The 12,706-nt window shown below is 63.7% G+C and carries 11 protein-coding genes; 2 read left to right on the top strand and 9 right to left on the bottom strand.

Annotated elements, in window-relative coordinates:
* Positions 1-3: 3 nt before the first annotated feature.
* The 7 genes from GHT07_RS09870 to dksA all read right to left on the bottom strand — a co-directional run bounded on the left by GHT07_RS09870 (position 4) and on the right by dksA (position 7,930).
* Entirely contained in the window at positions 4-1,491 is a 1,488-nt protein-coding gene (locus GHT07_RS09870) for a UDP-N-acetylmuramoyl-L-alanyl-D-glutamate--2,6-diaminopimelate ligase (RefSeq protein WP_153584914.1), read from the bottom strand.
* Entirely contained in the window at positions 1,491-3,227 is a 1,737-nt protein-coding gene (locus GHT07_RS09865; protein WP_153584913.1) for a peptidoglycan D,D-transpeptidase FtsI family protein, read from the bottom strand. Before GHT07_RS09865 ends, GHT07_RS09870 begins: the two co-directional genes overlap by 1 nt.
* Complete coding sequence (gene ftsL / locus GHT07_RS09860) at positions 3,224-3,532, bottom strand: cell division protein FtsL (RefSeq protein WP_323740871.1); 309 nt, start codon at positions 3,530-3,532, stop codon at positions 3,224-3,226. The genes GHT07_RS09865 and ftsL overlap by 4 nt, the downstream gene beginning before the upstream one ends.
* Positions 3,529-4,467, bottom strand: coding sequence for a 16S rRNA (cytosine(1402)-N(4))-methyltransferase RsmH (gene rsmH / locus GHT07_RS09855; protein ID WP_323740870.1), 939 nt, complete (start codon positions 4,465-4,467; stop codon positions 3,529-3,531). The genes ftsL and rsmH overlap by 4 nt, the downstream gene beginning before the upstream one ends.
* A gap of 9 nt (positions 4,468-4,476) precedes the next feature.
* Positions 4,477-4,905 carry a division/cell wall cluster transcriptional repressor MraZ gene (gene mraZ, locus GHT07_RS09850; protein ID WP_323740869.1) on the bottom strand — a complete coding sequence of 143 codons (429 nt, stop codon included), beginning with the start codon at positions 4,903-4,905 and terminating at the stop codon, positions 4,477-4,479.
* Positions 4,906-5,200: 295 nt separating this feature from the next.
* Entirely contained in the window at positions 5,201-7,174 is a 1,974-nt protein-coding gene (locus tag GHT07_RS09845; protein WP_153584911.1) for an STAS domain-containing protein, read from the bottom strand.
* 12 nt (positions 7,175-7,186) lie between these two features.
* Positions 7,187-7,930 (bottom strand): RNA polymerase-binding protein DksA, encoded by a 744-nt coding sequence (gene dksA, locus GHT07_RS21450; RefSeq protein ID WP_228488287.1) that lies wholly within the window; start codon positions 7,928-7,930, stop codon positions 7,187-7,189.
* Between dksA and GHT07_RS21445 the strand changes: the two genes are divergently transcribed.
* On the top strand, positions 7,872-8,270 hold the full coding sequence (locus tag GHT07_RS21445) for a hypothetical protein (protein WP_228488301.1): 399 nt from the start codon (positions 7,872-7,874) through the stop codon (positions 8,268-8,270). The genes dksA and GHT07_RS21445 overlap by 59 nt on opposite strands.
* A 257-nt stretch (positions 8,271-8,527) precedes the next feature.
* Here the strand turns inward: GHT07_RS21445 and GHT07_RS09835 are convergent, their stop codons facing one another.
* A complete protein-coding gene (locus tag GHT07_RS09835) occupies positions 8,528-9,583 on the bottom strand; it encodes a CobW family GTP-binding protein (RefSeq protein ID WP_153584910.1) in 1,056 nt (351 codons plus the stop codon).
* A gap of 122 nt (positions 9,584-9,705) precedes the next feature.
* Positions 9,706-10,890, bottom strand: a complete 1,185-nt coding sequence (locus GHT07_RS09830) for a class I SAM-dependent rRNA methyltransferase (RefSeq protein ID WP_153584909.1) — start codon at positions 10,888-10,890, stop codon at positions 9,706-9,708.
* Between the two features lie 75 nt (positions 10,891-10,965).
* On the opposite strand from GHT07_RS09830, the gene GHT07_RS09825 reads away from it, so the two are divergent.
* Positions 10,966-12,690 (top strand): sensor domain-containing diguanylate cyclase, encoded by a 1,725-nt coding sequence (locus GHT07_RS09825; RefSeq protein WP_153584908.1) that lies wholly within the window; start codon positions 10,966-10,968, stop codon positions 12,688-12,690.
* The last annotated feature ends 16 nt before the right edge of the window (positions 12,691-12,706 follow it).

Genomic DNA, 12,706 nt, shown 5'->3' with positions numbered 1-12,706 from the left:
CTGTCATGCAGCACTCCCTGCAGTCCACGCAGCGAGCGCCGCGCGCGCATGCGCCATGTCGGAGAACGGGTGCTTCACGCCGGCGATCTCCTGGTAGTCCTCATGGCCCTTGCCTGCGACCAGCACGACGTCGCTTGCAGCTGCCTGGCGGATGGTCTCGGCGATGGCGAGCGCGCGGTCGCCTTGCACGCGCACGCATTCGTGGTGCGACAGGCCCAGCAGGATCTGGCTGATGATGTTGCGCGGCTCTTCGCTGCGCGGGTTGTCGCTCGTGACCACCACGCGGTCAGCGTTCTTCTCGGCGACGGCGGCCATCAGCGGCCGCTTGACCGGGTCGCGGTCGCCGCCGCAGCCGAATACGCACCACAGCTGCCCGCCGCGCTGGCGGGCCATGGGCTGCAGGGCCAGCAGTGCCTTGTCGAGGGCGTCGGGCGTGTGTGCGTAGTCGATGGCGACGACGGGCTTGCCCGCTTCGCTCAGGCGCTCCATGCGGCCCGGCACGGGTGTGAGCGAGCCGCAGGCCCGCACGGCCTGTTCGAGTGACACACCCATTGCGCGCATCGCACCCATCACACCGAGCAGGTTCGACACGTTGTACTGGCCGATGAGTTGCGTGGAAAGCGAGTGCTGCTCGCTGCCTTCGCACACCTTGAACGTCAAGCTGCCGTTGACGTAGCCGATGTCGCGCGCAACCAGGCGTGCAGGCTGCTCGCACGAGACGGTCCACACGTCGAGCGCGTTGCCGATGGTGCGCGCGAGCTGCCCGCCCTTTTCGTCGTCGATGTTGATGACCGCAGCCTTGAGCCCCGGCCAGCGGAACAGCTCTGCCTTCGCCTCCCAGTAGGCCTGCATCGTGCCGTGATAGTCGAGGTGGTCCTGCGTGAAATTGGTGAAGATCGCCACGCGGACCTTCGTGCCGTCCATGCGGCGCTCGACGATGCCTACCGACGACGCTTCGATGGCGCAGGCCTTCACGCCTTGATCGACAAACGCGCGGAACTGCCGCTGCATCAGTACCGGGTCGGGCGTGGTCAGCCCCGTGAATTCGACGTTGGGCGGGCGGCCCGTTCCGAGTGTGCCGATCAATCCGCAAGGAATTGGCGCAGGCTGCACACTCGACAGCGCCTGAGCCAGCCACCACGCCGTGGAGGTCTTCCCGTTGGTCCCTGTGACAGCAAGAACATCGAGCTCGTTCGTCGGCTCGCCGAAGTAGGCCGCTGCGATGGGGCCGCACGCGGGCTTGAGCTGCACGTACGTGGCGATCGCATCGCCTTCGAATGTGTAGGCCTCGACACCCGTCTTCTCGACGAGGCATGCTGCTGCGCCCTGTGCCAGCGCGGCCGGTACATGGTTGCGGCCATCGGCGGCCGCGCCGGGCCATGCAATGAAGCCGTCGCCTGCGCGCAGCTTGCGGCTGTCGCATTGCAGCGTGCCGGTGACGCGCGAACGCAGCCACTGCGCTGCTTCCTGCGGGGAGTGCATCTCGTTCATCAGAACGACTCCTCCACCGCGTTCACGACGATCTGCGGCTTGACGCTCATGTCGGGCTGCACGCCCATCATGCGCAGCGTCTGCTGCACTGTGGTGCTGAACACAGGCGCCGCCACATCACCGCCGTAATATTTGCCTGCGCTCGGCTCGTCCACCATCACGGCGACGACGATGCGCGGCTTTTCGATAGGCGCAATGCCAACGAACCACGAGCGATAGCGCTTCGTGTCGTAGCCCTTGCCAACCTGCTTGTAGGCCGTGCCCGACTTGCCGCCGACCGAATAGCCGAGCGTCTGCGCCTTGGGGCCGGTGCCGCCGGGGCCGGCGGCCATCTGCAGCATCGTGCGGACTTCAGCAACGGTCTTGGGCGAGAGCACCTGCACGCCGTGCGCAGGCTCGCTGGTCTTGAGCAGTGTGGCGGGGATGATCTGGCCGTCGTGCGCCCACACGGTGTACGAGCGCGCCATCTGGAACAGCGATGCCGACAGGCCGTAGCCATACGACATCGTGGCCTGCTCGACCGGCTTCCAGGTCTTGTAGGGCCGCAGCTTGCCGCTCACGGCACCCGGGAAGGTGATCTGCGGCTTCTGGCCGAAACCCGCTGCGGAGAAGAGCTCCCACATGTCCTTGGCGGGCATCTGCAGCGCGATCTTGAGCGTGCCGATGTTGCTCGACTTCTGGATCACTTCCTGCACGGTGAGGACGCCATGCGCGTGCGAGTCCGAGATCTTCATGCCGCCGAACATCACGAAGCCGGGCGCCGTCTGGATTGGCGTTTGCGGCGTGACAAGGCCGCTCTCCAGCCCCAGGCCGATCGTGAAAGGCTTCATCGTCGAGCCGGGCTCGAACACATCGGTGAGCGCGCGGTTGCGCAGCTGTTCGCCCGACAGGTTCTGGCGCTTGTTCGGTGAATAGCTCGGGTAGTTGGCAAGCGCCAGCACTTCGCCCGTGATGGTGTCGAGCACCACGACGCTGCCGCCCTTGGCGCGGTTTTCGATCACGGCGTCGCGCAGCTTCTGGTAGGCGAAGAACTGCACCTTGCTATCGACTGACAGTTGCAGGTCTTTGCCCGCCACCGGCGGCACTTGCTCGCCCACATCTTCCACGACGCGGCCCAGGCGGTCCTTGATGACGCGGCGCGAGCCCGCGCGACCTGCAAGCTCCTTCTCGAACGCGAGCTCCATGCCCTCCTGGCCGATGTCTTCGACATTGGTGAAACCAACGATGTGCGCAGCTGCTTCGCCCTCGGGGTATTGCCGGCGGTATTCCTTGCGCTGGTAGATGCCCTTGATGTCGAGCGCCGCAACTTGCTTGGCGACGTCTTCTTCGACTTGCCGCTTGAGCCACACGAACGACTTGTCTTCGTCGCCGAGCTTCCTGTCGAGTTCGGCCAGCGGCATTTCCAGCAGCTTCGCGAGCTTGGCGAATTTTTCAGGGTCGCGCTCGATGTCCTCGGGAATCGCCCAGATGCTGGGTGCCAGCACGCTGGTCGCCAGCAGCAGTCCGTTGCGATCAAGAATGCGCCCCCGCGTGGCGGGCAGCTCGAGGGTGCGAGCAAAGCGCACTTCGCCTTGCCGCTGGAAGAAGTCGTTGGCGAACACCTGGATCCACGCGGCGCGGCCTGCGAGCGCGAGAAAGCCCACGGCGATCGCCGCAACGATGAACTTGCTGCGCCACACGGGCGTCTTGCTCGCGAGCAGCGGGCTGGAGGTGTAGACGACGCTGCGGCTACTCATGGTGTCGCCCCGCCAGTCTGCGAAGACTGCGCCGAAGCCGGCGGCTTGAGCGTTGCGTACTGCGTGATCGCCGGCGTCGCCGTGCGCATCTGCAGTTGCTCCTTGGCGATTTTTTCAACGCGCAGCGGCGTGGCCTGCCCGCGCTTTTCCACCTGCAGGCGCTCATGCTCGATCTCGAGCTTGCGCGCCTCGCTCGTGGCCCGGTCGATCTCGGTGAACAGGCGCCGCGACTCATACTGCGACTGCACGAGGTACAGCGCGCTCGCGAGCACGGCAACCAGCAATACGAGGTTCAATCTTGTCACGCCGATGTCCTCTCGGCGATGCGCATGATCGCGCTGCGCGAACGCGGATTGCGGGCAACTTCTTCGGCAGACGGCTTGACGCGGTCCAGCGCGATGAGCTTCATCGCCTTCGGCTCGGCAAACGGCGCACGGCGGTCAAACACTTCGCGCGAATGCTGCGCGATGAACTGCTTGACGATACGGTCTTCCAGCGAATGGAAGCTGATCACCACCAGTCGGCCGCCGGGCTTGAGGATGTTCAAGCTCGCTCCTAGCGCCTCGTGGAGCTCTTCAAGCTCGGCATTGATGAAAATCCGAAGAGCCTGAAATGTGCGCGTTGCAGGGTCCTGGCCCGGCTCGCGGGTTTTGACCGTGCCAGCCACGAGTTGGGCCAGCTCGGCGGTGGTTGAAAGAGCGCCCCGTTCTTGTCGGCGAGCAACAATCGCCTTTGCAATCTGAACAGCAAACCGTTCTTCGCCATAGTCACGAATCACCTCCGCGATCTGAGATTGTTCTGCCGTTGCCAGCCACTGCGCCACGCTCTCGCCGCGAGTCGTGTCCATGCGCATGTCCAGGGGACCGTCGCCACGGAACGAGAAGCCGCGCGCCGGGTTGTCGATTTGCGGTGAGCTCACGCCCAGGTCCATCAGCAGGCCATCGACGCTGGCGGGCGGCAGCTCGCCCAGATGCGCAAAGCCTTCGTGGCGAATGGAAAAGCGCGGGTCGGTGATGGTTTGTGCTTCGCGAATCGCTTCGGTGTCTTTGTCGAAGGCGATCAGCCGCCCTTGGGGCGACAGCCTCGAGAGAATCAGCCGCGAGTGACCGCCGCGACCAAACGTCGCATCGACGTAAGTGCGATTCGCTGGTGTGTGGTCCGCTTGTTGCGCCGCAGTGTGGAAGAGGGCTTCGACTGCTTCGTTCAACAAGACGGTGGTGTGTTGCCATTGCGTTTCCACCGTCTGTACTCAAAAGGAAAATTCCCGGAAGACGTCGGGCATCTCGCCGCGCATCGCCTCCGCTTCCTTGGCCTCGTACGTCGCCTTGTCCCAGAGCTCGAAGTGGTTGCCCATGCCCAGCAGCATGGTCTCCCGTTCGATTCCGGCTGCGGCGCGCAGTTCGGGAGAAATCAGCACGCGGCCTGTGCCGTCGAGCTCCACGTCCATCGCATTGCCCAGGAAAATTCTCTTCCACCATTGCGCAGACATGGGCAGCGCAGCGATACGGTCACGGAATTTTTCCCATTCGGGGCGAGGGAAAATCATCAGGCAGCCATGCGGGTGCTTGGTAATCGTGAGGTGGTTCTCAGCCGTCGCGCTCAGTACGTCACGATGCCGGGTTGGCACTGAGAGCCGACCCTTTCCATCGAGACTGAGCGATGACGCGCCTTGGAACACCTGTGTGAGCCCTTGCTACAGAAAAAGCGCAAAGGCGGTGTCGGTTCACCACTTAATTGCACTTTTTTGCACTGTATCAGGAAAACTCTGCGGTGCAAGCTATCTTGTTCGGTGTTTTCTGAATGAAATCAAGGACTTAGGACGACTTCTGTGTGCGATTGCGCGGTAAAAAACGCGCTAGATCAAGCACTTAGCGAGGCCACTGAAAGTGAAACCTCAGCACAGGTGCAACTCGTTAAAGAATGTAGCGGGCGACGCGCTCGACCCACTCAGCAGCCAGGCGTGTGGCGCCGTGTCAGTCGGTGCGCGCCAGAACGCGCGCATGTTCGCTGATGCCGATGACGTTGAAGAACGCGGCAACGAGGCGATGCACCTCGACGAACTGCACTTGCCGGCCTTCAGCCTGGCGCGCCGTCACCCAGTTCAACAGGGTGCCGGCCGCGGAGAAGTCGATGCGGATCAGCCGCGCGCAGGAGATGACCATCACATCGGCGCCGAGCAGTTTTGACTCCAGGGTGTCGAGCGCTTCGGTCGAATCGCCCAGGATCTGCCCGGCGAGTTCAACCGTCGACACGTTCGACATCTGCGACGAGAAGGCGCCATGCGTGTCGCTGTAGCCCTGACTCATGCTGGAGGACATCGAATCACGGAAGGCTTCACCGATGATCGTGTGGCCCGCCATGTAGCTGCCGTCTGCCTGGAGGGGCTTGTATTCGCAACGCGCGCTGTCCCACGACGGTGGCGAGACCTCGTACGTCACGCAGTAGTCAAGCGCCACGAGCTCGAATTCGTCAGGACGGTGCATGACTCGCAGCACTTCCATGCGCAACTTCCACCAGGCAGGGTTGACTCCCTTGTCGCCCGATGGCGTCGAGTTGCGCAGCACTTTCTCAAAATTTTCGGCGCCGATGAAGCGCAGCTGGATCGGCTGCGATGCCCAGCTGGTGAAGACTTTGGTCAGGCCTTCAACGGCGGCTTCATCGATCGAGTTGAGCTTGACCCACGACAGGCGATAAGGGGTCGAGGCCTTGGCCAGTGCTGCATTGAGCGCAGCAATGGTCTGGGTGCCCATCGTGGAAGGACTTGTCCACTGCGGCTGCTGTCCGGCCGCTGGGGCGGGCGCCGGTGCGCTCATGCGGCTGACGGCCTCGGGCAGCGAAAACCACTGCGGCGCCGAGCGGCCGAAGCGGCCCGCGAAGTCGATGGCCGCTGTCTCGAAGCGGTCCTGCTGGCCGGTCGCGCGGTAGAGATCAAACAGCGTGAGCCAGGTTTCGTCGTGGTCGATGCGTGCGCCCTTCGGGCCGAGCACGTCGAGCAGGCCCGACTCCGCACCGGTGTCGTCGCCATTGGCAAAACGGATAGACGCTTCTTCAAGCTCCGGGTCGTGGGCGAACTCATCGACATCGATGGCGAAGAGTTTCGATGCAGAGAATGCCGTGGAGTTGTGCTCCGACGAACTACCATTGCCCGTGCTCACGGGCGAGAACGAAGGCGCCGAGGGCGAACGCGGCACGGGCGTTCGTTGTGAGGCTGGCGCGGGCTGCGGCGCAGCCTGCGCAGGCGAAGGACCTGGCGCCGCGGGCCGCGCGCCTGCACGGGCGTTGAGCGCCTGTGCGGGTGGCAGCGTCGTGGGCGCTGCCGGCGCCGATGCACTCACGGGCCGGGGCGGGGTGTAGAGCTCCGGCGGCTGCGAATCGAACGACGGGACATCGTTGAGCATCGGCAGCTCTGCCTGCATCGTCTTGTCGTCCGGCTTTTCAGGCTTGCCGGAGTCGAGTTCAGTCGGCGCGGTCTTGGTGTAGGCCGTCGAGCGCAGGGGTGGCGGCATCGGCGGGCGTGTTGAGTCGGCCGGCCCGTGCGTGGACATCGGAAAGTTCGTGCTGCTGCCCGTGCGCGTGGAAGCATCGCCGTGCTTGGTTTTCCACCACTGCATCGACATCTGCGCTTCGATCTCGTCGATCTTCTTGAGCGTTGTCGCGCGATCGTCCGGCTTGGACGGCATGGAGCTCTGGAAGAACGATGGCCGCGCGGCAGGGTCTTGCCCCGCCATCACCTCGCTGCGGCGCATCTTGCGAAGCATGTCGAACTCGCGCTTGCGGACGAAGTCGTTGCGCCGCTTGCGCTCGATCATCTCCTTGAGCATCTGCTTGGAGTAGCTGCTCTCGCGATCGGCTTCCTGCTGGTCGAGGTCGGCCCAGTTCGTCGTCGGATTCTTGACGAACTTGACTACCTTCGACAGCAGGCCGGCGTTCTCGTCCTTCGTCGACATGGCGGCGGTCTGCTAGTCCCCGAACATCTTCTGCTTCAGTTCGCGGCGCTGCTGCGCTTCGAGCGAAAGCGTTGCCGTGGGCCGGGCCAGCAGGCGCCCCACCCCGATCGGCTCACCGGTCTCGGCGCAGTAACCGTAGTCACCGGCGTCAATCAGTGCGATGGATTGTTCGATCTTCTTGAGCAGCTTGCGCTCGCGGTCGCGGGTGCGCAATTCAAGCGCGTGCTCTTCCTCGATCGTGGCCCGGTCGGCCGGGTCCGGGACGATCACGGTGTCTTCACGAAGGTGCTCCGTCGTCTCGCCGGCGCTGTTGAGGATCTCCGTCTTGAGCTGCATGAGCTTGGCACGGAAGAACGCCATCTGCTTGTCGTTCATGTATTCCGTGTCGGGCATGGCCATGACTTCGGCGTCGGTCAGCTCCTCGGCTGATTTGGTCTTCCAGTTGTTGGCAAGCTTGGCGTCCTTCTTGGGCGCGATCAAAGGCGGGGGCGTGAGTACAGGGTGGGACATCGTTTGGGTATAGCTGGCTTTGGCCGCCGTCGAAGCAGTCACGGTCTGCGACATGGACGGGACCGTGATCTGCGCGAGGCGCGCTGAAGGTTTGGTAGCCCGTGCCGGCTCGGCGTTGACCGTGGCGGCATCGGGACGGGGCGGCATGGCCCGGGATTCGTTGGCTGGCGCCGCTTTCACGGCGGCCTTGGCCACGACAGGCACTGCCGCAGCAGGCTTTGCCTTGGCAGCGGGTGCTGCTGCCAACGCGGAAGCCGCCTTGGCTGGAGTCTGTTTTGCCGCAGCCTTGGCGGGGGCATGGGCACTGGGTTTATTCACGGGGGCCTTTGCCGCTGGCTTTGCTGCCTTGGCGGTTGTCTTTTTCGAGGCGACCTTCACTGCCACTTTCGCAGCGGTCTTGGCCGGCTTGGCTGCTGGTTTGGCTGCAGGCTTTGCAGCAGCTTTTGCCGCTACCTTGGCTGCTGGTTTGGCTGCTGGTTTGGCCGCTGGTTTTGCGGCCGGTTTGGCAGGCGCTTTCACAGCGGCCTTGGGAGCTGCATTCACAGCGGTTTTAGCCTTGACCGCCTTCTTGGCAGCCTTGGGTTGAGCCTTCACTTCCTGTCTCCTCGCGCCAGCGGCGGCGGCATGAAAGGGCCGCTTGCCCGCAGGTGTTCCTCTGTGTGGTGCCCGGTCGCTTTCATGAAGGCGAGTTATACCCTGATTGTCAGGTTCCCGACCTTCACTGCCCGGTTTTTCACTGCCGCGACTGCTTCGCATGCCGCCAAAGGGAAGCGCCATGAGTTGCAGAATCGAGACAATCATGGCCGCGCAGTCCCCGGAATTTTTGGAAGGCGCAAGCCTACCTCAAATCAGGCACTGCTCAAGCCCTTGCAGGAAGATATCTTTGGGCAGGTCGATTCCGATGAAGACCATCTTGTTGGTCTTTTTTTCATCCGGGCCCCACGGCGGGCCCAGGTCGCTTCCCATGAGCTGGTGCACGCCCTGGAAGATCACCTTGCGCTCGGTGCCCTGCATATTGAGCACGCCCTTGTAGCGCAGCATCTTCGGGCCATAGATATTCACGATGGCGCCCAGGAAGTCCTCGAGCTTTGCGGCGTCGAACGCGCGGTCGGAGCGGAACACGAAGCTTTTCACGTCGTCGTCATGATGATGGTGATGCCCATGGCTTTCATGCGCATGCGAGGGGTGATCGCAAGCTTCACCGTGCTCATGGTCATGATGGGCGTGATCGTGATCGTCTTCTTCCTTGAGGAAGTCCGGGTCGATGTCGAGCTTGGCGTTCAGGTTGAAGCCGCGCAGGTCGAACACTTCCTTGAGCGCCACTTCGCCGAAATGCACGGGCCGCTGCGGCGCGCGGGGGTTCATGTGCTTGAGGCGGTGAATGAGCGCATCCGTCTCGTCCTGGGCCACCAGGTCGGTCTTGCTGATGAAGATCTGGTCGGCAAAGCCCACCTGGCGGCGCGCTTCCTGGCGGTCATTCAACTGGCTGGCGGCATGCTTCGCATCGACCAGGGTGATGATGGAGTCGAGCAGGTAGGTCTCGGCGATCTCGTCGTCCATGAAGAACGTCTGTGCCACGGGGCCGGGGTCGGCCAGGCCCGTGGTCTCGATCACGACGCGGTCAAAGTCGAGCAGGCCCTTGCGCTTCTTGGCGGCCAGCAACTGCAGCGTGTCGCGCAGGTCTTCGCGGATGGTGCAGCAGATGCAGCCGTTGCTCATCTGGATGATCTGCTCTTTCGACTCCGTCACCAGGATGTCGCTGTCGATGTTTTCCTCGCCGAACTCGTTTTCGATCACGGCGATCTTCTGGCCATGCGCCTCGCTGAGCACGCGCTTGAGCAGCGTCGTCTTGCCCGAGCCGAGAAAGCCGGTGAGGATGGTGGCGGGAATGAGGGCCATTGTTGCGGTACTCCTGAGAGCGGCATAGTTTAAGGAGGTTGGGCGTTGGGCGTTCGGAGTTGAGCGAGAAGACCTACTGCAGCGACGCTCAACGCTCAACGCCGAACGCTCAACCTGCGTGCTTAGCCCCTGCGCTGCACGACCAGGCCCTTGAGGTACTCGCCCTCAGGGAACAGCAGGGTCATGGGGTGATCGGGCGCTGCGCCCAGCCGCTCGGTGATGAATCCATCGACATTTGCGTCAATTCCGGCCGAGGCCACGATCTTGTGGAACAGGTCCGCGCTGATGCCGCCCGAGCACGAGAACGTGAACAACACGCCACCAGGCTCCAGCAGCGTGAGTGCAAGCCGGTTGATGTCCTTGTAGGCACGGGCGGCCCTTTCCGCGTGAGCTGCAGTGGGCGCGAGCTTGGGCGGGTCGAGCACGATCGCGTCGAACGTGCGCCCCTCTTCGATGAAGCGGCGCAACGACGCATTCACATCTGCATCGACAAAATCCACGCGGGCCGCATCGAAGCCATTGAGCTGCACATGGGCCGCCGCGCGCTCGAGCGCAGGTGCCGACGAGTCGATCGAGGTCACATGCGCCGCGCCGCCCGCCAGCGCCGCCACCGTGAATCCGCCGGTGTAGCTATAGCAGTTGAGCACGCGCTGGAATTTCAGGCGCTGGGCGTGGTCGGCAAAGCGCTTGCGGCTGTCGCGCTGGTCGAGATAGAAGCCCGTCTTGTGGCCCGTTGCGATATCGAGTGTCAATTGCCAGCCGTGCTCGCGGATCGTCACTTCGGTCGGGCCTTCGCCTCGCAGCCAGCCTGTGGCCGGTGCCAGCCCTTCGAGCGAGCGTGAATTCGTGTCGGAGCGCTCGTAGAGCCTGGCAAGGCCCGTGCATTCGAGCAATGCATCGGCGATAGGCGCTTTCCAGCGCTCGACACCGGCCGAGAGAAACTGCGCCACCAGCGTGTCGCCATAGCGGTCAACGATCAGGCCCGGCAGGCCGTCAGACTCGCCATGCACGATCCGAAGCCCGTCGCTGGCAATGTCGAATCCCTCGCGTGCCTTGACGGCTTCTCGGCAACGCTGTGCCATGAACGCCGCGTCGATGCGCTGCGCTTCGTCAAAGCTCCAGGCACGCGCGCGTATCTTCGAAGTGGGGCTGAACGCCGCCCACGCCAGGAACTGGCCCTGGCTCGATTCGACACGCACCGTTTCACCTGCGTCTGCGCCGCCCTTGGCAATGGCCGAATCAAAAACCCAGGGGTGGTGCCGCGCGAGCGAGCGCTCCTTGCCTTCTCTCAGACGAATGGATTTCATGGGCTGTATTGTCGGGCCGCTGGATCGGGCACAACTGCGCGCAGGCACAATCGCGCTCATGCGGAGTCACAACAAATGAACTACAAGGCTGCCAGCCTGTGGCGATCAGCCTGCGCGCTGCTGCTGGGCTTCGCACTCATGGTCCTGGCTGTGCAGACCGCGTCTGCGCGCAGCGTGCTGGAACTCGACGTCGCCAGGCAGCCGGTACAAATGCTCGACTGGGGTGATGCCTGGATGGACGAATCGGGCTCGGCACTTGTCGATTTTGTGGCCAGCAGCGACAAGATCGTGTGGGAGCCAACGCACGATCACGCGATCTACCCGCTGACCACCGGCAAGGCGCTGTGGATCCGCTTCACGATCCCGCCCGCGCCTGACGCAGAGCGCTGGTATCTCGAGATTCCTTACTCGGCCGTGAACCGCGTGACGCTCTACACGCCCGACAGCATCGGCAAGTGGCTGCCGCAAACTGCGGGCGACCTGATTGCCGTGGCCGACTGGCCCGTGCCGCACCGCCACCCGCTGATGCCGCTGGTTGTTTCGGCCGAAGAGCCGCGCAAGTTCCTGTTGCGCGTGGAAAACCCGCACAGCTTCAGCGCGCCGCTGTCATTCGTGAGCGAGAGCTACCTCAGCCGCCACGAACAGCAGACATCGCTCATCCTCGGCATTTACTTCGGCCTTGCAGGCCTGGCCGTCGCGGTGGCGTTGCTCAGTGCCATCTCGCTGCGCGACAGGGCCTACGCTTTCTACGCATTGAGCGTTGCCTTGATGGCATTCAGCCAGGCTGCGCTTACAGGCATTGGCGGCTTGCACCTCTGGCCCCACTGGCGAGGCTGGAACGATGTGTCGTCGATGGTGTTCCCGGTGCTCACCGTGGGCTCGCTGATCTGGTTCTTCTCGGAAGTCGTCTCGATCACGGAGCGCTCGCCCCGGCTGCACAGGATGCTGGTGGTGCTGGCGCTCTCGTCGCTGCCGGTTGCTGCGCTCGTCGGGCTTATCGAGCCGTCGCTGCGCTTTCGCATCATGGTGCCGTATATCGTGTTCACCACAACAGTCGCCGTCGTCGTCGTGGTGTGGGCGGCGCGGCGCGGGGACCGCTACGGGCTGTGGCTGCTCGGCGGCATGGCGCCGGTGATCATCGGCGCGTGCTTTCCGATGGCGCGGCTGCTCGGGTTGATCCCGATCAGCTTCTGGACGATGCATGGCATGCAGGTAGGCATCGCCATCGAACTGCCCGTCTTGCTCGTGATCCTGATGCTGCGTAGCCAGCAACGGCGCGAGCACCATCGGCGCATGCAGGGGCTCGACCGCATCGATCCCGCAACGGGCCTGATCAACAGCTACGTGTTCAGGGAGCGGCTGGCTCGCATGATGCACCGCTGCGAACGGCTGAAGTACCAAAGCGCCGTCCTGATGATCGACATCGTCAACTCGGAGCAGATCCGGCGCGACTTCGGCCAGCGTGCGGCTGATGAACTGCCACTGCTCGTGGCGGGCCGCCTGCTCTCGTCGGCGCGCGAGATCGATAGCGTGGCGCGGCTGGGCGACTTGCGGTTCGGCCTGCTGATGGAAGGACCCATGAATGAAGAAGAGGCCGCCTCTGCCGGGCCGCGCGTGGTCGCACGCTGCCTGATGCCCTTCAAGAACAAACCCATCGAATGTGTGGCTCGGGTGCGTATCGGCCTGACCGTCGTGCCCACCGAGCGCGCCGACGCTGATGGCGTCATCCAGCGGCTGGAAGCATTGCTGGCTGCTGTGCCGCCCGAGAGCAAGCGCGCAGTGTTCACGCTGCGCAGCTGAACGTGCGCAAGCACTG

The organism is Caenimonas koreensis DSM 17982 (assembly GCF_009646335.1).
Taxonomy (GTDB): Bacteria; Pseudomonadota; Gammaproteobacteria; order Burkholderiales; family Burkholderiaceae_C; genus Ramlibacter; species Ramlibacter koreensis.
The sequence above is the reverse complement of the archived record's forward strand: the minus strand, read 5'-3'. Positions and strand labels throughout refer to the sequence as shown.